An 18,387-nucleotide genomic window follows, 5' to 3' on the forward strand; every position below is an offset into this window, starting at 1 on the left:
AGTTAGATCCACCCGTTGCGTTGAAAGCGGTTATTGGTCTGGGACTGGCTCGTACTCACCAGATCCTGCGCGGTGACTTCGTTACAGGCGTCGTCGAATGCCGCCCGATGTCCGGCTGCAATCCCCTGGGACTCCTGAGTGTTGACCTGACCAAAAGCGCGCCAGGCGACCCAGGCACGCAGCGCCGGGTGCAGGACTTCCGGCAGCTCGATCTCCTGGGTGAGGTCGGCCAGCGTCAGGGGGACATGCTTGGCCTGATAGCCGATCGACAGCGCCATCCCCTCGATGGGGTGCGGCACCTGCAGCAGGTCACCCTGCGGGGTGAACACCGAGTGCTCGTTGCCCTCGTCATTGAGCGGCAGCTCGCAGCCGTTGCTGTCGAACACGTTCAGGATCCGGATCACGTCCTCCTGGAACGGCTCCTCCCACAGATCCTTGATGTAGAGGTGCCGCTGCTGCGAGATGCCCTGCTGCGACTCGGCGAACTTCAGCAGCAGGTGGTAGCTGGTGATCCACTCCACCATCTCGACCAGCACGTCGTTCTGCTTCAGGATGAAGCGGGTGTGCAGCTTGAGCAGCCCCTCGTTGGCGAAGCGGATGATCCGCTCCTTGCCGGCGTCGGTAATGATGCCCGTGCCTTCCTGGGCGAGGTTCAGGCTCGACAGCTCTCCGAAGGAGAGGTCGGCAAACAGTTCCGTGATATTCATCTCACCTCACACGATGTAGGCAGCGAGTCCGGAGACTTCTGCGTCGTGATGCTCTTCCTCGTAGATCTGCACTTCCGTGGGCGTCGCCGGTGCGGAGTCAGAGGGCTTCCACGGCTTCAGATACCCGAGCATGGACACGGTATCGATAAAGTCGTCTTTGCCCTTGATGCCGCTTGATGTGACCAGCTTGAGCTGGCCCATGGCGATGCCCATGAGGACGCTGTGCTTCATCTCGCTAGGGAAATAGAATTTCCCCACCTTGAACCAAGGAACTACCAGATTGAAGCGGGAGAGCTTGTCGGTGATTGGGCGTATGCCAGGGGAGGATCCGTTCTTGTCCGACGAGGCGAAGTTAAACCAGATGTTCCGGTTTATCTGCTCTCGCTGGAGCCAGGAAACAAAACCACCCTGCTGTCCCGTGATCTCGATGCCTACCTGCTGCGGTTTGTACAACTGCACCAGTCTGAACAGGTCGTCGACTGTCTTGTCCATCTTCTGGCGTTCGATGATGCCATCGACCCAGAACCAGTCGCCATTGGAATTGTACGCCCAGACACTGATGACGGAGTAGTCAGCCGTCTGTTTTTCTGACGTGGCGAAGTCGGTCGTGATGTAGAAGTTGAAAGTGTTCCTGTTTTCCAACAGGTTGGTCCGGCTGTACCAGCGGATCTCCGCATCCTGGACCAGCCGCTCCTCTTCCGACGTGATGCGCAGCATCAGTTCCTGCATGAAGGCCGAGAGCTTCCCGGTCTTCATTGCCATGTCGTACTGCTCTTTCACATAGGTGTAGGTGAAGCGATCCTCCCAGGCGCCACAGAACTCTTCGGGTTCACAGGGGAAGCGTTCGCACACGGGCCATACGTTAACGTCCCAGGCACCCGACTCAACTGCTTCGATAAGGATGTCATCCTTATTGAACGGGGTTCCGTTAAATACGACCTTGCGACGGGTCGGATCGAGTGCATGGTTCACCCCCTTGTAAACAGTGTCCTTGATCGCCTGCATGGCGGCCTTGGACTTCGAGTCGTCATCGGACACCAGGTCATCGAGCACACAGACCACCGGCCGCTTGCCGAAGATCTTCGTCCCCCGCAGGCCAGTCTTAGCACCGAACATCTTGATGCCCAGGCGGTGACCTTCCTTGTTCTGGAACTCGATGTAGTTGTCCGTGAAGACCGCGTTCGGAATCCACTCCTGCAGGAACTCAGAGTTGTTGTACCGGAACTCAATGTTCTTTCGTGCGGACTTGACGCCGTTGTCCATCGAGTCAGACACATAGATCATCCCCTCGACCTTGCCAAAGCCGGGGATGAACCCGAACACACCGAGGAACAGTGAAAAATACTCCATGAACAGAGTCGTTTTCGCTGCACCCCGGAAGCACAGATTGGCAATGTAGCTGCTGGGAGATTCGACCACCTTGTCCAGCATCTTCAGGTGTACGGGTGGTGTCTTGTGCGACTCGCCCTGCTCTCCGTTCACGAGCTTGATGAAGTTCATGAACGTCAGGGCAAAGGTGCTCGGTGTGTAGCTGGGGGAGTTCAGTTCCTGATAACTCACCTGGTCCAGCCACTCATCGAGCTCCTGCTTGATGAGGGAGGCCGCCATCAGACCACCTTCGCGTCAACATCGACGATCCGCTGCGCTGCGATCTCCTTGGCCGTCACCCCCGCCTGGATCAGTTCGAGCTGCTTGGCCGCCAGGTTGCCGAGCAGGTCTTTCAGCTCGGTCATGCCGCTCGTCTCACGCGCGTCGATGTTGATCAGCGGGCCGGCTTCCTTCGGCTTGGCCAGATGCGTGAGCAGTCCGATCGCGGCATCAGCCTGCACCTTCTCACTCTGGGCCGAATCCATCAGGTGGGCCAGCCGGTTGATAGCTCGCTGGTGGACGTCCTGGTTGAGCACCCACGTAGGCACCAGGCTCTGCTCCATGATCAGGTTGACCAGCTTGCCCTTGTTGTAGGCCGACACGTACGAGCTGATGTCTTTCTCACTGGTTCCCTTTTGCAGCAGCAGCTGGTAGCGCTGCGGGAACGTCTTGAAGTAGGCATCGCGGTTCGAGTCGCCCATCAGCTTGTAGCTGACGTAACAGACGGCACTGAGGTAGTCCTCGGTCTTGAACTTGCCGTCCTTCAGCACGCCGACGTACGAGACGAAGTTGTTGCGGATCTGCTCGGCAATGAGCGGGTCCGCCGTGGCGTTGTTCACGTTGTCGACGAGTGACTGTGTAATTGCACTCTTGAGGTTGGCGGGCACCGCCCGCTCAACGATTTCCTTGGTCAGCATGGAGTTCCTTTCTTGACAGTATCGGAATAATGTCAAAAGACAGATTCCCGAGCGTTGGGAATCTGCCGTAATACGTTGTATTACTTGACGGGGTGGCCGAGTGCTACCGGGCTGGTTTCAGCTGCTACCGAGGTCGCCCGCTTGATCCGGCGCTTGAGCACCCACAGGTAATCTTCCATGTGGTCGGCCTGCTCCTTCAGATCCTTCTGCTCCAGACTGTTCAGGTTGGAGAACTCAGGCGTGGCGATGAAGAGGCGCAGCTTGCCCCACTTCGCTTCAAGTTCTTCAGCCTCAACCTTCAGGCGGTCCAGGAACGTGGTCGGCTTCGGCTCCGCGCCGAGTGTATATGCACACTCGAACACGTCTTTAGGGGACCACGAGATGTAGCCAGTGAACCCTTCGACGTTCGGCTTGCCACCATCGACGTACTCGACGAGGTAGCCGGCATCGTCCGGATTCTCATCTGCCGGCACTGTCCAGCCACGCAGCTCGTTGTACGTCAGACGGTTCATCGGCACCGCACGGACCACCTTCGTGCCGACATAGGTCAGCGGCCGTGCGCCGAGCTTGGTGACAATCGCCCCGGTCGCCGGCCCTGCGGCGTCGATCATTGCCAGCTTCTGAGCCAGGGAGAAACCCAGCAGCGGCCAGATCTGACCGACGGCATCCTTCTTCGCCAGCTCGCGGCCAGTGTCCGGGTTGAAGTTGTCCTTGCTCACGCAGCTCGACTTGCCCACCGCGCTGAAGCGGCCGTTGGCCATCGACAGCTGGGCGATGGTGGTCGTGCCGTCGGGCAGCAGCGTGTAGCTCTCCCCTTCGATCGCAGCCATCACCTGGTCGAGAGTCACGCGGGGAGCAACGGCGGCGGCTTGCAGCTGGGCTTCCGTAATGGGTGCATTCATCTTTTTCGATCTCCGTCTGTGCGGTAGTCCACAATTGGACTAAACGCAGTCTAAAGTCTATGTTAGGATTCGTCTACAGTATTTTGATTCCGGCTCTATTCCATATGGGAATGGGAGGGCGAAAGCTATGGTTGTTTCACAACAGGAAGGGGGAGGAACACCAAATTCTGTATACGAATCAGTCTTTGTGTTAACCTGGACTCGCATCTGGTTGCCATGCCGGGTGTGGATTGAGGGTGCCTTGCTTGCTTCTTCTTGCGATGCTTCGTCTGACCCCAGTGGACAGTGGGGCCAATAACTTCCACAGTTGCAGCTGTCGACCTCCTTCACTGAGCCTGCTCAGTGCCCAGACAGTGATGCAACCCCAGGCCTGGCTGGGTCAGTGATCCGGTTTCACCCAGGGTTTCTTCCTCCTCTGCAGCAACTCTCCCCCGCTCACCCTCTGCTGAACCCAGGCTCAGTGCCGTTCATTTCGAACTGACCTTCAACTTATCTCTAATAGAATCCGGTTCTGGCCAATATTTTTGCAGGCCAGCGCTGGACGTTTACCCCTTGAGCCAGGGGAAAGAGACGGTTAGTTGCATGTGGGTACGAACCCACCCCACCTCAAACTTATCTCTGTATAGGGATGGTGCTGCTCAAAATTTAGGCAGATCGGGTTTGGCAGATGTTCATAGTTACTTCTCACAGCAGGTAGGGGGCCGTCAGGCCACCATACACAGGTACACCCCCCCGGTCATCGAACGGAGGGTGGTACTCATACCCCGGCTCTATACACAGTACACGGCGCCTGCGGCGCTGCTGGCATATCAGCCACTTAACGTTAAGGAGCATGACATGGCAACAGCACGCATGACGATCGGTACGGTGTTCGACACAGTAAGCAATGCAGCCGTAGCTGCTTCGACTGTGCTAGGTAGTGGTATCAAGGCAGTGAACATGCTGGACAAGTATGTATCGGATGCTGCTGAGAAGCAGGAAATCCGTAGTCTGGTCGATATGGAATCGTTTGAAACACGACTCCAGGAAGAAGTTGCAATGGAAGATACGCAACGTCATATCAAGCTGAAAGAGTTCATGGACAAAAGTCCTGAACACCAGAGGTTGTATCAAAGTAACTTCGATCGTATTGCAGCTGTACTCGCAAAACGAAAAGCTGCATAAGACTCGAAAGGGTGTGGAGAAATCCACACCCAAAACTTACATCTAAGATAGACACAAAGGATAGATAGGAAATTCCTACTTGTTAGGAATTCTCCATCTGTCCTTTTTTCCAATAGCTATTAGATATATCTTTGAGGAAAGACCATGGACAAATCCCGGATCACCATCGAATGCATCCTGATCACTTCGTGCCTGATTCTGGGCATTGCCCTGATCGGCTATGGCTGTGCACAGGACATGTATCTCATGCCCTTCTACAAAGCCTGGAGCGACATCTGGGCTTACCTCACGGGTCTCATCTTCCTGGCTCTGGCCTGGATGCTTCACGTCGATTCCATCAATCAACGCTACTTCAGGATCTGATCATGATCGTCTGTCATGACCTCGTTATTGCTCGCGCCCGTGCACGTATCCAGTCCGAGGTTCGTGACTGGCGGCATGCAGCCGATGCACGCACTGGCCTGAATTACCTCTGGAAATACTGCGAGCAGGACGACCGTAACTACATCCGGCTGTCCTGCCGGGATGAGCGATCCATCGTGGCTGCTGCAGCCCGTGAGATCGCAGAGATCAATGAAATCGAACTCTGAGGAGACCATTCATGAGCGCATTGCCCAGCACCATCAATCACCATCCGGTTCTCGTAGCTGAACTCCTGTCCAGCACGGAGACGCTGATGAACAACGTGCGGGAAGCTTTGCTGGAAGCACGGGATGACAGCGATGTCGGTGCCATCCGGACACGGGCCATCCGTGCACTGAATGGCGTTTACAGCCAGATCCCATCCATGACTGACGAGTTCGTCCTGCTCAAGCTCAGCGCATTGGAGGAGATCGAGCGGGAATCGATCGTCGGCCACATGAACGCTGTGATCCGTTCCAACAAATGGCGCAAGGCATTGATCCAGCGCTACTTCGGAGAAGCGGCATGACCATTGACGAATTGCTGGCCGAACTTGAACTGATCATCCGGCCGCAGGCCTGTTAACTCACTGAACCAAAAGGAATAATCATGGCTCTCGGTTTTCTACCCTTTTCCGGCGAAATGCCGCCAACGGTATCCGGCACCCGGTACACGCACCTGGATGCTCCGCATGCCATTTTGAAGAAGGCAGCTCTCGCCAGTGTCACTGGTGAACTGCCCAGGCACCAAGGCCTGTGGCACACAGGGCCGAAAGGCATATTCGGCAAGCGTCACATAGTCAAGGCTGGCATCGTCCGGCTTGCTGGCAAGTCAACCTGGCGCTACTGGGTCGACTTCAGCAATGGCGAAGTTGGGCTGTCCATTGAATGCCCGAACAGGGCAATGGCACTCAAGGGCTTTCGCCAGTTCCTGAACGCCTGAGTTGTTCATCTGATATTGCGCCTGCGGCGCTTTTGGTTGGGTTCGCATGGTCAATGATCCGTGCGATCCAACCTCTCTGCTTTTCCTTTCAATCTCTCGACATATCTTTGAGGACACTCATCATGGCAATCGATTTCGCACTCCAGTTCGCAAACAAGGGCAATGGCAACGCAAAGGCCAACGGCGCTGAAGCACCGAAGGCGCAGTTCTGGCTGAACCTCGGCTTCGTCGCTGAAGGCACGGCCAAGCCCGAAGAGGGCAAGGACGACGTGTTCGTCTCGCTGCCGGTCGGCATTCCGCTGGACACCATGGAACGTCTGAAGACCAACTCCAGCAACGAGGAGTTCGCCCAGCTGCAGGCTGCACGCAACGATCTGCTCGATCAGATCATGTCGGCGGCGAACAAGCTGCAACCGGGCGAAGACATGGTGTTCACGCTCCAGGCGCAGGTTCGCCGCGTCAAGGAAGAGAAGCCGGTGGCTGTCGATGCGACCAACAAGTTCGCTGCGAAGCTGCAGTTCGCCTAAATCGGGGCGTAAACACTTTCACGAGGAGCCAGGCTACAATCTGGCTCCTCAAACTTAATTCTAATGGATAGGCCCAACTTCTAAAGGTCAAGTTGACCGATTCGGGGCTATTCAGACGAAGACGCACTAAACACTACGGGATAGCCATTCATGGGCATTACGGCACTCAAATATGCGGGTATCGGACCGCGCCAAACACCATCCGACGTCTGCATGATGATGGCCAATGTCGGCGCGCAGCTCGACAGCCAGGGATGGATGATCCGCTCGGGACACGCACAGGGCGCTGACCAGGCATGGGCCTGCCGTCACCGGCCACAGATGCGGGAGATCTACCTGCCATGGAACCGTTTCAACAACGGGGGCGGTGAAGGCTTTCATGTCAGCCCGAACACGGATGCCCTGGTGACCGTGGCCCGAGTCACCCATCCGGGCTGGGACAGGCTCAGTGATGGCGGCCGCAAGCTGATGATGCGCAACGTCTCCATCATCCTGGGACCGGAGCTCAACGATCCCGTGAAGTTCGTCGCTTACTGGGCTGAGCAGCGCACAGCTCAAGGTGGTACAGGCAATGCCGTCCGTCTCGCATCGTTGTATGGGATTCCCAGTTTCAACATCGCGTTTGACGACCAACAACAGGCCATGTCGACGTTCGTCGATACGTTCAAGCAGGCCTGCCTATGAAATAAGAAGGGGAAAACCCATGTCCAATCCGGACTCAAAGGAAGTGCTTCGAGTATTGCAGATGACCGAGCAGCAGATGATGGACGAAGAGATCATCAAGCTGTATCAGGCCTTCTATGCCCTACCCACCCACTATCCGCTTGCCATGTGCGATGTGCGCAGTGGCAGGGGGTTCGAACGATTGAACACGGCAGAAAGGACGATCGCTGAGCGCATTGTGCGCGTGATCCAGCAACGATGTCCTGTTCCCAAGGTCGAGCGCTGGAAGAAGTTCGAGGCACCGGCCGCGAATGATCCTGTCAAGCCTGAGATCCGCATTACCCACCACTGAAATGTGACTCGTGATTGGCTGCGCTGTCGCTGCGCCAATCCCTCGCGTCTCGTTGAGCCAAGGAGAAGAACATGATCAAAAACATCTGGACAATGACTATTCCTGTCCTGTCCACAGCCCATCTCACGCTCGAAACCCGCAACGAATTGAGCAACATGTCCCAGTTCAATGCGGACCTCACTGGCGTGAATATCTGCGCCGAGTACGCGGAAGGCTACTTCGCCTATTTCAATCAAGGCGACGATCCGGGCCACATGAGCGACAACGTAAACACGCTGCGCAACTGGGCCAAGGCCAATGGTCACGAATGGGTGCGGTTCGACTCGGTCGGCGATGCGATCGACGAGCTGCCACAGTACGACTGGTGAGCCAGGAGAGGACATGAAACAACTCAAGGCGCCTAATGGCAAACGCATCATCGGCACACTGGAACACGTACCGGGCTGTGCCGTCGTGAATGGCTGGAACCTTGTTGACGGCAAGCTGGAGCCTGACTACGCAGGTGGTTCCGACATGTACTGGGATGACTCAAAGACCCAGCGAGGTGCAGACGGTGAGATGGTCGTCCTCGACGAGGATGGCAACGAGCACTCTGTTGCTGATTGCAACTGGGATGACGAATAACCGATAGGAGCAAAGATGCAATCGACGCCGCTCAAGGAATACTTTCAGGAGCCCTTACCGACTGAACAGTCGGAGCTCCTCACCCAGTTCTACCGTGCGTACACCGCATGGATTGATGACGGTGCACCTGAACGCATCATCTTCCATCGCAACAGGGGACTGTGCGGCAACCTGCGTATATGGGCTCTGTCCGTCGGCATGAACTTGTTGGGTGATGAATACCAGGCAATACGTAGTGAGATGTACGGACAGTTTCGTAGTCGTTACATGGACGGTCTGCATCCATTCAATGATTCATTGAATGAATTCAATCACGAAGCAGACACACGCACATGTCACCAGAATCTGCAACGTATCAAGTGGGCCAGAAGACATGCTGAATGAGATTCGAACCACCAACAAGTATCACGGACATTGGCCCAACCGTCGCTATGTTTACATTGGCCGCCCTTCTCCTCTCGGTAATCCGTTTCCGATCGAGGATGGGCGTACCAGAGAGCAGGCTATCCAGCAGTATGAACAGTGGCTGTACCAGCAACTTGAAGCGGGTGAGCCCGCAGTCGTTGCTGAACTGGAGCGTATTGCAGGTCTGGTCATGGATGACACCGCTCAGCCCGTTTGTCTTGAGTGTTTCTGTTCACCCAAGGCCTGTCATGGCGACATCATCATCCAGGTAATCCAGAAAGCCATCGAGGCCAACACATGAACGACGACTATCACTGCTGGCTTGATCCCATCATCGAAGAACAGGCGAAGCACTATGGCCTGACCACACAACAGTTCTCGCAGCTCATGAACGACGCAGCGACAGAACAGGAGCGCATCGAGCGCGAGGGGGAAGACAGTTGAAATCCATTTTCGTATTCGGCAGCAATGAAGCTGGACGCCATGGCGCCGGCGCAGCACTCGAAGCGTACAAGAAGCACGGTGCACGCTGGGGCATGGGCTATGGCCACTACGGTGACTCGTTCGCCATTCCCACCAAGGACCAGAACATCGAGACGCTGCCCAAGGAAACCATTCGCGCTTACGTGAAGGGCTTCCTGGCGTATGCCAAGGGCCATCCGGAGTTGACGTTCAAGGTCACCCGCATCGGCTGCGGCCTGGCTGGTCTGAAAGACGAGGACATGTCCTTCATGTTCATGTGGGCATCGAGCAACCTGCTGTTCGATGAAGCGTGGAAGCAGCACATGGAAGACGGGATCCACAAACCCAAGTTCTGGGGGACATTCTGATGGCCGGCAAGTTGCGCATGTGCTGCCCCAACTGCGGCAGCGAGGACGTAAGCAAGGATGCCGCTGTCCGCTGGTGCTTCGAGACCCAGCAATGGGAAGTCTCTGGCATTTTCGATAACGCTAACTGTGACGCCTGCGAAAGCGAGCTGAAGCACCTCGACGAAGTATCGGAGAAATAAACATGCTGTCCATCCAGATGCAGAAGGATCTGTTCAATGCCAACCCGCTGAACCAGGAAGAACTGGTGCTCATGAGCGAAGGCAACCGGCCGATCAAGTCCTTCGAGACGCGAGAAGAAGCCAAGGCATGGCTGGAAGAGCGCAACAAGAAGCCGGGTGTGCACCCGACTGTGCGTCTCGTGAAGAAGATCACGCAATTCGAAGAGCTGGGGTACGTGTGAGTCTCGCCAGGGATGCCAAGGCGCTCATCTACGAGCAGCTGATCATTCAGGGTCTCTCCAAGGCACAGCTGGGCCGCATGACAGGCCTGGCACCCAAGGAGATCGACCGGATCCTCGACCTGAAGCACAACACCAAGATCGAGACCCTCGAGCTGGTGATGGAATACCTGGGCTATCAGCTCGTAACCACCGTTCGCCGGTGCATACCCCGCAAACTCGGAGAGTGACATGGAACAAGTCGTCGACACGAAGAAGGACCATCAGATCGAGCTCGAGCGTCTCTTCAGCAAGAATCAGCTCATGCAACGCATCCGGGCCGAGTTCGAGGGCTGCAAGGAAGTGAACTTCCGTGCATATGCCGAGAGCAAGGCCATTCCCGGTGACTTCGTTATCGAGCTGCTGGCCCAGATGGCCCTCCACAAACGTGCGGATCTGCCGACCATGATCGGCTGCCTGCGCTACCTCACGAAGACCAGCCAGGAATGTGCCGACCTGCTGCTGCAGTGTGCGATGGCGGATCTGCTGGACTGGTCCCCTGCTCTCCGCATCTTCATCGTGAAGTTCACGATCAGTGCCGACGTGCAGGCCGAGCTGGACCGCTTCCAGTATCCGCTGCCGATGGTCGTTGAGCCAAAGGAAGTGAAGCACAACGCCATGTCGGGCTACCTGCTCACGGGCGGCAGCATCATCCTCAAGCACAACCATCATGACGATGATGTCTGTCTCGACCATGTTAACCGCATGAACCGTGTGAAGTTCACCATCAACCTCGACACGGCCACCATGATCAAGAACCAGTGGAGGAATCTTGACAAGCCCAAGGAAGGCGAATCCCGAGAAGAGTTCGATCGACGAGTTAGGGCCTTCGATAAATACGACCGCACTGCTCGTGATGTCATCAGCACGCTCCTTGCTGAGGGGAATGAGTTCTACTTCACCCACAAGTACGACAAGCGTGGTCGAACGTACTGTCAGGGACATCATGCGAATTACCAGGGAACACCTTGGAATAAAGCCGTGATCGAGTTTGTGGATGCGGAGGTGGTGCAATGACCACACTCGCAGACATGCAGGAGCAGTGTGACCACTGCGGGGACGTGCTGGAAGTCGGACAGATCGGCCTGTGTGCTGACTGTCTGGTACAGCTGCACGCTACCCAACCCCTACCTGTCCCACGCTATCGCTGGGATCCCATCAACGAGGTTCGTCGTCCCGTCTGATGTATGGACGTATGGATGGCCATATTCACGTATGGACGTATGGTTATCCATACCGCTTCATGTAGCACTTGAAGTTCTCCCGTGCCCAGGCTAGTTTACGCACAGACCAACCTAATCATATTCAGGAGTCTGTGCATGCTCATTGCCGTTGCAACACGCAAAGGCGGGGTGGGGAAGACCACCATCGCCACCAACCTGGCAGCCCACCGGGCTTCACAGGGCCACGCCGTCAAGTTCATCGACGCCGACACGGATGAGTACGGCTACATGTGGGGGATGCTCCGCCGCCACAAGGAAGTCACGCCCAACATCCTGCTGGCCAAGATGACAGGTGCGATCTACTCGGACCTGATGGCCGAGCGGGATGCCCACGATACCGTCATCGTCGATGTCGGCGGGAAGAACTCACCGGAACTGATCTACGCCGTCGGCGCCTGTGACGTGCTGGTGGTGCCTGCCGAAGCGGGGCAGTTCGACGTCTGGTCGCTCACGGCCATGTCCACCATGATCCGTGAGATGCACGCCAGCGGGAAAACCTTCAAGGTGATCCCTGTCATGAACAAGATCTCATCGGACGATCGCAGCACGCTCACGGCCAACCTCGAGACGGAGTTCGAGAAGCTGGAGGAGGTGTTCGGCCTCAAGCCGCACAAGATCGTCAAGCGCAATGCCTTCAGCTGGGCCGCTGCTGAAGGCCGTGGCGTCACCGAGATGAAGCGCAGCCGGGATACCGAGAAAGCACAGGACGAGCTGCTGGAACTGTACGGGAGGGTCTTCGCATGAGCCAGAAGAGGGAATTCGCACCCGTGCCGGACTTCGTGCAGAAGATGGCCGAGAAAGCCCCTGGTGGCTCGGCAGTAGTCAATCCGGATCCCGTAACGAAAACCACAGATCACGTGACGACCGTTACAGAAGCCCGTCCAATGTTTCGCGTGAAACCATCGACCGAGAAAATGTCGGTCAATGTGCCCAAGGATCTGTACGAGCAGCTACGCGAGTACATGAAACTCACGGACATTCCGATGTCCGAGGTGATGGTGGAAGGCACCCGGCGGGAGCTGGCCCGCCGTAAGAAGGAAGGGATCTGACATGGATGCGTATGCCGCAGGCCGTATCGCATTCGACGAGGGTCTGGACTTGACGGACAACCCGTACACGCCGCTTTCCCCTGATTGGCATGACTGGCAGCAGGGCTGGAGCGACGCACAGGAAGAGGGCATATGACGGCCGAAGAAGAACAGCAGTTCGATCTGTTCCAGGCCGAGACCACGTGGTTTCACATGTTCCGGTCCATGGTCGACAGCGGGGATGCAGCGAAGATGGGCGGCAACGCCTTCATGATCTACGCCATCATCAAGAGCCACACGAACTTCAAGACGGGCAGGGCATTCCCCTCGATCGAAACGATCATGGAGAAGTCCGGCCTGTCCAAGTCGCAGGTGCTGCGTGAGCTCGACACACTGGAGGAGATGAGCTACATCACCCGAGCCAGGGAAGGGCGGAAGAACGTCTACACGCTGCGGGAGAAGATCGGCATTACCGACGACAAGGGCCGTCCCATGGCCGACGCCACGTGGGATTACGTGCCCGATGGTGTCCGCAGTGCGGTAGCCGAGCTCAGGCACGTGATGATGACGGGCGACTTCAAGGGCGCCAAGATCATCAACATCGAGAACATGACGGTGCACTTCAACCAGTTCAACGACCAGTCCAGTCAGATCAACATGCAGAGCGTGCTGGAGAACATGGACAAGCTGGATCCGGCTTCCCGTGACCGGCTGCGCAAGCGGCTGGAGGAAGTGCAGGCCCGCAAGACTGAATAGGTGTCAGCTGTGACACCAATCAATAGGTGTCACCCGTGACACGTATCGTGGGAGACACCTTCCAATGATGGAAAGGTTTCATCCAGGACACCTATTCATAGGCAACAGGTGTCACCCATGACACCCTAACGAGAGAGATGTTTACGTTAACAAGACACTGGATTAGGCTGGAGTTATCCACAGATCCGGTGGACTACCCTGTGAACAACTTATGAGCGATGAACCGAAGAACCTCATCCTGGTGAAGCTGGACCAGGTACTGGCCAAAGTGGACGCCATGGAAGACCGGCTGCACGGTGAGCTCGTGCAGGTCAAGGCACGGCTGACGGCCGTTGAAAAGCAGCTGCTCAACATGCAGGAGGCCATCGCCGCCCAGTGGGAAAACTTCGACCGGCACGAAGAGCGGATACGCAGGCTGGAGAAGCAGTGAGCCAGGAAAAGGAATCAGCCGCCATCGAGGCATGGGAAGCCTACCTCGCCGAGCAGAAGCTCATCGTGGGCATGCCAGGACTGCACGCCCGGCCCAGCTTCATCGCAGGCTATCAGGCTGCGCTACGTGCTTTGGCACCAGCCCCCGCCATCGTCAATGCTCGCATCGTCGGCTATGACGAAATGGACGAGGAGAGCAAGGAAGTCTGGGATCGGCACCTCGAGACCCAGCGTCGAATCTTCGGCCAGTAACAAAAGCATTCGTCGTACAAAAGCCACCTTTCATGGTGGCTTTTTTCATTTCTAAACCGGCAATTTCAAGGAGCCCATCATGCAGAAGTTCACCGGTATGCAGTACCTGATGATCGACATCGCTTCCAACTACGGCCTGGACAAGAAGGACTGGGATGTCCGCCTTGCCTGGTTCGAGCAGCACAAGGACTGCCTGCACGAGATGCTGGCCACCGCCGAGACACCGGCCCTGTTCTACGCAGGCGTGAAGGCATACGAGAAGGCCATGCAGGGCATTGCCACTGGCTACCCGGTCTCGCTCGATGCGACCAGCTCGGGCCTGCAGATCCTCGCCGCATTGACAGGTGACCGCAGCGCGGCCGCACTGTGCAACGTGATCAACACGGGCCGCCGGGAAGATGCGTACACGGGCGTCTACACGGCCATGGTCGATGCCATCGGGGAAGAGGGCAAGATCAAGCGTGAGGACACCAAGCAGGCCATCATGACCTCCCTCTATGGCTCCAAGGCGGTGCCCAAGGAGGTCTTCGGCGAAGGCCCGCTGCTGTCGATCTTCTACGCCACGATGAAAGCGCTGGCACCGGCCGCATGGGAGCTCAACGAGGCGTTCCTCGACATCTGGAATCCGGAGGCGCTGTGCAACAGCTGGGTGCTCCCGGACAACTTCCACGTGCACGTCAAGGTCATGAGCCAGGTGAAGGAAACGGTGCACTTTCTCAATGAGCCGTTCGATACGTTCCGCACCGTGAATGCCCCTGTGGCAGAAGGTCGCAGCCTCGGTGCGAATACGATTCACTCCATCGACGGCATGATCGTCAGGGAGATGAACCGCCGTTGTAATTACGACACAACTGTTGTGCAACGGGTCTGGAATGCACTGGATGGTGTGGGCGAGGCGGGCACCGACGAGGATGACGAACTGGTCCTGAAGTTGTGGAACTACTTCAAGGCCAGCGGCTACCTGTCGGCCCGTATTCTCGATCACCTGCGTGTGGACAACATCGATCTGGTCGATGCCGTCGAGATCCGTGAGCTGCTCAACAGCCTGCCGGCGAAGCCGTTCCAGATCATGACGATCCACGACTGCTTCCGCTGCCTGCCGAACTACGCCAATGACCTGCGCGAGCAGTACAACCGCCAGCTGATGCTGATCGCGAAGAGCAGCCTGCTGGACTTCCTGCTGAGCCAGCTGGTCGGCCGCCAGGTCGAGTGCGGCAAGGCCGATGACACCCTGTGGGAAGAGGTCATGGAGTCAAACTACGCATTGTCCTGAAAGGGCGAATAGTGTTGTGCGGAATCCACATCAATCCGTGGATTCCGCAGAGGAATAGGCCGGAATTTACATGCAGTTACACCTGACACAACGTTTGCAATAGCCTAACTGCCTGATTTTGCTGCCGGTCGGTAAGTCCGACTGCCTCACTCAACTTATCCTGATGGAACACCAATTCACCACGATAAACCTTTGTCATAGCACAATTTTAGCGCTACCGTTACACCAAATATATATCTAACAAACCTCTTTACAACTGTTTACTCTTTAGTCGGTATTTAGTTAGAATTCGCTCCTGCCTTGCATGTGGGACGTAAGAAATACCGATGTCAACAGGTATTTTTTCTTGGGGGTGAGCAACCCCTCAGAATTCCATAAGCGGCTCACCCGATCGGTGGGCCGTTTTCACTTGCGGGCCGAGAACATGAGGCCAAGGAGCCAGGAAAAAGAGATGAGCATCAATCCGTTTGCAGCAGCGCGGCAGTTCGTGTGGGATGGCATCAACCCGAAGATGGCAGACGGACAGGAGCGCTTCCTGTGCTACGCCCTGATGGCTGCACGTGACCGTGCCGGCGTTGAAGCCGAGGATTGCTACCGTGCACGGGCGATGATTCTCTCCCGTCTGGGTGAGTACAAGTATCTCGAATCCTGGCTGTGCAACGTGGCGGGCGTAAGCGTGAACGACACCACCCAGCAGAACATGCAGGCCTACCGCCTGCGCTGGCTCAATGAACTCGAACAACTCTGGAACACCGGGGTACACCAATGATCATCTTTCCGCAGCAGGAACGTGTTGTCCGGCAGATCTCGCACGTGATCAACATCTTCGCCGAGAGCGAGGGCCTGATCCGTCCGCACTTCCATCTGACCGGGCCGAGCGGCTCGGGCAAGTCGTACCTGGTCAACCAGATTGCCCAGGAGCGGCGCCTGCCGTTTCTCGAAGTGAATGCCGCCGGTCTGACAGCCGAAGGCCTGTCGGGCAACTCGCTGTCCAAGGCGCTGCGCAAGCTGCGTGAACACTGGAACGAGCCGAACATCATCTTCGTGGATGAGTTCGACAAGCTCTTTCAGCGCAACGGTGAAACCACCGAAGGTTTCCGTTCAATGGTCCAGGACGAGTTTTTGACGGCCCTTGAAGGTAAGTACACCTCAATATTTACCGACTACGGCAAGTATGAGCCCGTGCGGATTGATAACAGCCTGTTCATCTTCGCCGGCGCCTACAGCAACCAGCGCATCGTCGACATGACAGCGCTGAAGGAAGTGGGCCTGCGTCGTGAATTCGTCGGACGTGTGCCGCTCGTGTTCAGCACGGAGGAAGTGCCCGTGTCCGAGCTGCGCAAGGTGATCCCGAAGCTGGAGCTCTACCAGCGCTACAAGGGGCTGTATCCCAACACGAACGACGGCGTGGCCTCGAAGGCGATCGCTGCAGTGCTGGAGAAGCAGAACAAGGAACTGGGCATCGGCATCCGCCTGCTCAACTCCGCCGTCCATCAACACTTCATGCGAGACATCTGATGAGCAGCACTGTCAAACAATGTGGCTTCATCGCCGTGCTCAAGAACAAGGTCGATGAAGAGGAACGCGAAGCCGGTAACGAGAACCAGTGGGAGCTGAAGACCGGCGTTCGTGTCGGCTACTCAGGCGAACTGGTGTACGTCGACTTCAACTACGAGAAGCCCCTGCGTGAACGGGAAAACTTCTACGGTCTGTCCCTCGGCCCTACAAGGGCACAGCGGGGAGAGTCGCAGGCTGACTTTGAAGCGCTGATGTGCAAGTACGCGTACGACATCGAAAAAGGCTCCATCACACCGTACACCTGCATCTATTACAACGGCGGGGACAGTCCGCTAGACATGCTGACGAAAGACAAGCTCCTCGCCGGGGACGTGAGTGACCTATGAAAGCATTCCTGATTGATCCGATGGCCAAGACCATCACGGAAGTCGAGCACAACCGTGAATGGTAGACGCGCCGCAGACTGCGGGCAATTGATGTGCGCTTGGGCGCGGGGGAAAATATATGGCAGGCAGTTACAGACACGTTACAAACGATGATGGAACGTTCCGAGGCACGGACCTGATCGAGAACGGCCGGGACACTTACGAAGCCATCGAGGAAATGTGGCTGATGATCAACTGGCTCACTGGCGGCGACAAGGCGAAGATCCACGAAGCGTGGCTCGAAGGCTACTTTAAGCCGAACTGCCCGCCGTCTAACCTGCCACTTGCAACATTCGAGCGGTTTTGGGAAAGGGATTGATCGTCGCCAATGGCGAGAGGAGAAGGAGTGAGCGAAGAGCGTAAATACACGCTGGCCGAGATTAAAGCCTGGCGAGGAAGCGGCCTGGACGGGTAAAGGTCTTGTCCTTGGCTCCAATGCCGAAGGCGACAGCACCGGGCCGAAGATCACGCTCGATGAGCTGAAACGCATCGTCGTGTTCCTCAGCCCCGATCAACTCCTGACTTACATCACCGACTAACATGAGCAACGCAGACAAACGTGCGGTAGCAACCGACGCCCTCGAAACGCTGGGCATGATCCACTTCAAGCCCGAGGCACGAGACGCCATCCATCTGGCTGTCGAGCCAATCACAGCCGGCGAGCGTCTTCGCCCGAACGATGACATCGGCATCTACAAGGGCAAGGCATACCAGGCCGGTGAGCGCCAGTTCGCAGGCGAAGTAGTCCACGTCAAGGCACTGGGCAAGGTCGATCCGTTCCTACCGAACAACAAGTTCGTGACGGAAGGCCAGCGCTTCTGGCTCGTCGTCTACCCGCGCATGATCACTTCACTGCGCCATGTCTGGGATCACCCGGACTTCAAAAAGGGGGAATGATGGATCACCCGTACCCCATCGAAGAGCATGACGCTCGCCGCATGTGTGGTGATCCGCAGGCACTGGCATACGAGTGGATCAAGGGCTATGCCGCGAACCTCAGTGCGCGGGCGGAAGACGACACGTATAACCGTCGAGGTGGCATCACCGCCGAAGAGCTGATCGAGACAGCGATGACGCATTTGCCTACCGAAGATGATAGCAACCGTTGGGGTGACTACCTCATACGTGGCGGCACCTTCGAAGGCGAGAGCACCGACCCGGTGTTCTGGGACAAGCTCGCCGCGTTCCTTGACATCGAGATCCCGCAAACGGATCGCGGCAACTTCTTCAGCTGTTCCTGCTGA

36 protein-coding genes are annotated in these 18,387 nt (G+C 56.8%); 31 read left to right on the forward strand and 5 right to left on the reverse strand.

Annotated elements, in window-relative coordinates; all coding sequences use genetic code 11:
- Positions 1 to 2: 2 nt before the first annotated feature.
- From SB822_RS40000 to SB822_RS40015, 4 genes are all read right to left on the reverse strand, one after another.
- Positions 3 to 707 (reverse strand): hypothetical protein, encoded by a 705-nt coding sequence (locus SB822_RS40000; protein WP_410857244.1) that lies wholly within the window; start codon positions 705 to 707, stop codon positions 3 to 5.
- Between the two features lie 6 nt (positions 708 to 713).
- The gene (locus SB822_RS40005) at positions 714 to 2,315 is read right to left on the reverse strand and encodes a hypothetical protein (protein ID WP_410857245.1); all 1,602 of its coding nucleotides are present in this window, start codon (positions 2,313 to 2,315) and stop codon (positions 714 to 716) included.
- Positions 2,315 to 2,992 (reverse strand): hypothetical protein, encoded by a 678-nt coding sequence (locus tag SB822_RS40010; RefSeq protein WP_410857246.1) that lies wholly within the window; start codon positions 2,990 to 2,992, stop codon positions 2,315 to 2,317. Before SB822_RS40010 ends, SB822_RS40005 begins: the two co-directional genes overlap by 1 nt.
- 80 nt (positions 2,993 to 3,072) lie before the next feature.
- Positions 3,073 to 3,894, reverse strand: a complete 822-nt coding sequence (locus SB822_RS40015) for a Gp49 family protein (protein WP_410857247.1) — start codon at positions 3,892 to 3,894, stop codon at positions 3,073 to 3,075.
- A gap of 837 nt (positions 3,895 to 4,731) precedes the next feature.
- Between SB822_RS40015 and SB822_RS40020 the strand changes: the two genes are divergently transcribed.
- The 29 genes from SB822_RS40020 to SB822_RS40160 all read left to right on the forward strand — a co-directional run bounded on the left by SB822_RS40020 (position 4,732) and on the right by SB822_RS40160 (position 17,462).
- The gene (locus SB822_RS40020; RefSeq protein ID WP_410857248.1) at positions 4,732 to 5,058 is read left to right on the forward strand and encodes a hypothetical protein; all 327 of its coding nucleotides are present in this window, start codon (positions 4,732 to 4,734) and stop codon (positions 5,056 to 5,058) included.
- Positions 5,059 to 5,202: 144 nt separating this feature from the next.
- Positions 5,203 to 5,421 carry a hypothetical protein gene (locus tag SB822_RS40025; RefSeq protein WP_410857249.1) on the forward strand — a complete coding sequence of 73 codons (219 nt, stop codon included), beginning with the start codon at positions 5,203 to 5,205 and terminating at the stop codon, positions 5,419 to 5,421.
- Positions 5,422 to 5,423: 2 nt separating this feature from the next.
- Positions 5,424 to 5,648: a hypothetical protein gene (locus tag SB822_RS40030; protein WP_410857250.1), complete on the forward strand. Its 225-nt coding sequence runs from the start codon at positions 5,424 to 5,426 to the stop codon at positions 5,646 to 5,648.
- Positions 5,649 to 5,659: 11 nt separating this feature from the next.
- Entirely contained in the window at positions 5,660 to 5,989 is a 330-nt protein-coding gene (locus tag SB822_RS40035) for a hypothetical protein (protein WP_410857251.1), read from the forward strand.
- Positions 5,990 to 6,069: 80 nt separating this feature from the next.
- On the forward strand, positions 6,070 to 6,402 hold the full coding sequence (locus SB822_RS40040; protein ID WP_410857252.1) for a hypothetical protein: 333 nt from the start codon (positions 6,070 to 6,072) through the stop codon (positions 6,400 to 6,402).
- A 122-nt stretch (positions 6,403 to 6,524) separates the two neighbouring features.
- On the forward strand, positions 6,525 to 6,929 hold the full coding sequence (locus tag SB822_RS40045; RefSeq protein ID WP_410857253.1) for a hypothetical protein: 405 nt from the start codon (positions 6,525 to 6,527) through the stop codon (positions 6,927 to 6,929).
- Positions 6,930 to 7,079: 150 nt separating this feature from the next.
- Positions 7,080 to 7,613: a hypothetical protein gene (locus SB822_RS40050; RefSeq protein WP_410857254.1), complete on the forward strand. Its 534-nt coding sequence runs from the start codon at positions 7,080 to 7,082 to the stop codon at positions 7,611 to 7,613.
- Positions 7,614 to 7,632: 19 nt separating this feature from the next.
- Positions 7,633 to 7,944, forward strand: coding sequence for a hypothetical protein (locus SB822_RS40055; RefSeq protein WP_410857255.1), 312 nt, complete (start codon positions 7,633 to 7,635; stop codon positions 7,942 to 7,944).
- A gap of 71 nt (positions 7,945 to 8,015) precedes the next feature.
- Positions 8,016 to 8,312, forward strand: a complete 297-nt coding sequence (locus SB822_RS40060; RefSeq protein WP_410857256.1) for a hypothetical protein — start codon at positions 8,016 to 8,018, stop codon at positions 8,310 to 8,312.
- Positions 8,313 to 8,325: 13 nt separating this feature from the next.
- Complete coding sequence (locus SB822_RS40065) at positions 8,326 to 8,568, forward strand: hypothetical protein (RefSeq protein ID WP_410857257.1); 243 nt, start codon at positions 8,326 to 8,328, stop codon at positions 8,566 to 8,568.
- Between the two features lie 15 nt (positions 8,569 to 8,583).
- On the forward strand, positions 8,584 to 8,952 hold the full coding sequence (locus tag SB822_RS40070) for a hypothetical protein (protein ID WP_410857258.1): 369 nt from the start codon (positions 8,584 to 8,586) through the stop codon (positions 8,950 to 8,952).
- Positions 8,942 to 9,274, forward strand: a complete 333-nt coding sequence (locus SB822_RS40075) for a DUF4326 domain-containing protein (RefSeq protein WP_410857259.1) — start codon at positions 8,942 to 8,944, stop codon at positions 9,272 to 9,274. Before SB822_RS40070 ends, SB822_RS40075 begins: the two co-directional genes overlap by 11 nt.
- Positions 9,271 to 9,417, forward strand: a complete 147-nt coding sequence (locus tag SB822_RS40080; protein ID WP_410857260.1) for a hypothetical protein — start codon at positions 9,271 to 9,273, stop codon at positions 9,415 to 9,417. Before SB822_RS40075 ends, SB822_RS40080 begins: the two co-directional genes overlap by 4 nt.
- Positions 9,414 to 9,803 carry a hypothetical protein gene (locus tag SB822_RS40085; RefSeq protein WP_410857261.1) on the forward strand — a complete coding sequence of 130 codons (390 nt, stop codon included), beginning with the start codon at positions 9,414 to 9,416 and terminating at the stop codon, positions 9,801 to 9,803. The genes SB822_RS40080 and SB822_RS40085 overlap by 4 nt, the downstream gene beginning before the upstream one ends.
- On the forward strand, positions 9,803 to 9,982 hold the full coding sequence (locus tag SB822_RS40090) for a hypothetical protein (RefSeq protein WP_410857262.1): 180 nt from the start codon (positions 9,803 to 9,805) through the stop codon (positions 9,980 to 9,982). The genes SB822_RS40085 and SB822_RS40090 overlap by 1 nt, the downstream gene beginning before the upstream one ends.
- A 2-nt stretch (positions 9,983 to 9,984) precedes the next feature.
- Complete coding sequence (locus SB822_RS40095; RefSeq protein ID WP_410857263.1) at positions 9,985 to 10,203, forward strand: hypothetical protein; 219 nt, start codon at positions 9,985 to 9,987, stop codon at positions 10,201 to 10,203.
- On the forward strand, positions 10,200 to 10,430 hold the full coding sequence (locus tag SB822_RS40100; protein WP_410857264.1) for a hypothetical protein: 231 nt from the start codon (positions 10,200 to 10,202) through the stop codon (positions 10,428 to 10,430). Before SB822_RS40095 ends, SB822_RS40100 begins: the two co-directional genes overlap by 4 nt.
- A 1-nt stretch (position 10,431) precedes the next feature.
- The gene (locus SB822_RS40105) at positions 10,432 to 11,256 is read left to right on the forward strand and encodes a hypothetical protein (RefSeq protein WP_410857265.1); all 825 of its coding nucleotides are present in this window, start codon (positions 10,432 to 10,434) and stop codon (positions 11,254 to 11,256) included.
- A gap of 302 nt (positions 11,257 to 11,558) precedes the next feature.
- Positions 11,559 to 12,206: an AAA family ATPase gene (locus SB822_RS40110; protein ID WP_410857266.1), complete on the forward strand. Its 648-nt coding sequence runs from the start codon at positions 11,559 to 11,561 to the stop codon at positions 12,204 to 12,206.
- Complete coding sequence (locus tag SB822_RS40115; protein ID WP_410857267.1) at positions 12,203 to 12,511, forward strand: hypothetical protein; 309 nt, start codon at positions 12,203 to 12,205, stop codon at positions 12,509 to 12,511. Before SB822_RS40110 ends, SB822_RS40115 begins: the two co-directional genes overlap by 4 nt.
- Before the next feature lies 1 nt (position 12,512).
- Complete coding sequence (locus SB822_RS40120; RefSeq protein WP_410857268.1) at positions 12,513 to 12,647, forward strand: hypothetical protein; 135 nt, start codon at positions 12,513 to 12,515, stop codon at positions 12,645 to 12,647.
- Positions 12,644 to 13,246, forward strand: a complete 603-nt coding sequence (locus tag SB822_RS40125; protein ID WP_410857269.1) for a helix-turn-helix domain-containing protein — start codon at positions 12,644 to 12,646, stop codon at positions 13,244 to 13,246. Before SB822_RS40120 ends, SB822_RS40125 begins: the two co-directional genes overlap by 4 nt.
- Before the next feature lie 211 nt (positions 13,247 to 13,457).
- Positions 13,458 to 13,676, forward strand: a complete 219-nt coding sequence (locus tag SB822_RS40130; protein WP_410857270.1) for a hypothetical protein — start codon at positions 13,458 to 13,460, stop codon at positions 13,674 to 13,676.
- Positions 13,673 to 13,927, forward strand: a complete 255-nt coding sequence (locus tag SB822_RS40135) for a hypothetical protein (protein WP_410857271.1) — start codon at positions 13,673 to 13,675, stop codon at positions 13,925 to 13,927. Before SB822_RS40130 ends, SB822_RS40135 begins: the two co-directional genes overlap by 4 nt.
- Positions 13,928 to 14,006: 79 nt before the next feature.
- Complete coding sequence (locus SB822_RS40140; protein WP_410857272.1) at positions 14,007 to 15,200, forward strand: DNA-directed RNA polymerase; 1,194 nt, start codon at positions 14,007 to 14,009, stop codon at positions 15,198 to 15,200.
- 451 nt (positions 15,201 to 15,651) lie between these two features.
- Positions 15,652 to 15,969: a hypothetical protein gene (locus SB822_RS40145; RefSeq protein ID WP_410857273.1), complete on the forward strand. Its 318-nt coding sequence runs from the start codon at positions 15,652 to 15,654 to the stop codon at positions 15,967 to 15,969.
- Positions 15,966 to 16,718 carry an ATP-binding protein gene (locus tag SB822_RS40150; RefSeq protein WP_410857274.1) on the forward strand — a complete coding sequence of 251 codons (753 nt, stop codon included), beginning with the start codon at positions 15,966 to 15,968 and terminating at the stop codon, positions 16,716 to 16,718. Before SB822_RS40145 ends, SB822_RS40150 begins: the two co-directional genes overlap by 4 nt.
- Positions 16,718 to 17,104 (forward strand): hypothetical protein, encoded by a 387-nt coding sequence (locus SB822_RS40155; protein ID WP_410857275.1) that lies wholly within the window; start codon positions 16,718 to 16,720, stop codon positions 17,102 to 17,104. Before SB822_RS40150 ends, SB822_RS40155 begins: the two co-directional genes overlap by 1 nt.
- A 118-nt stretch (positions 17,105 to 17,222) precedes the next feature.
- A complete protein-coding gene (locus SB822_RS40160) occupies positions 17,223 to 17,462 on the forward strand; it encodes a hypothetical protein (RefSeq protein WP_410857276.1) in 240 nt (79 codons plus the stop codon).
- Positions 17,463 to 17,523: 61 nt separating this feature from the next.
- Here the strand turns inward: SB822_RS40160 and SB822_RS40165 are convergent, their stop codons facing one another.
- Positions 17,524 to 17,685 carry a hypothetical protein gene (locus SB822_RS40165; protein WP_410857277.1) on the reverse strand — a complete coding sequence of 54 codons (162 nt, stop codon included), beginning with the start codon at positions 17,683 to 17,685 and terminating at the stop codon, positions 17,524 to 17,526.
- Here SB822_RS40165 and SB822_RS40170 point away from each other — a divergent pair.
- Together SB822_RS40170 and SB822_RS40175 are read left to right on the forward strand one after the other, a co-directional pair.
- Positions 17,684 to 18,040 carry a hypothetical protein gene (locus SB822_RS40170; RefSeq protein ID WP_410857278.1) on the forward strand — a complete coding sequence of 119 codons (357 nt, stop codon included), beginning with the start codon at positions 17,684 to 17,686 and terminating at the stop codon, positions 18,038 to 18,040. The genes SB822_RS40165 and SB822_RS40170 overlap by 2 nt on opposite strands.
- A complete protein-coding gene (locus tag SB822_RS40175) occupies positions 18,037 to 18,387 on the forward strand; it encodes a hypothetical protein (RefSeq protein ID WP_410857279.1) in 351 nt (116 codons plus the stop codon). The genes SB822_RS40170 and SB822_RS40175 overlap by 4 nt, the downstream gene beginning before the upstream one ends.

The sequence above is a fragment of the Paraburkholderia sp. SIMBA_054 genome (genome assembly GCF_046534875.1).
Classification (GTDB): domain Bacteria; phylum Pseudomonadota; class Gammaproteobacteria; order Burkholderiales; family Burkholderiaceae; genus Paraburkholderia; species Paraburkholderia hospita.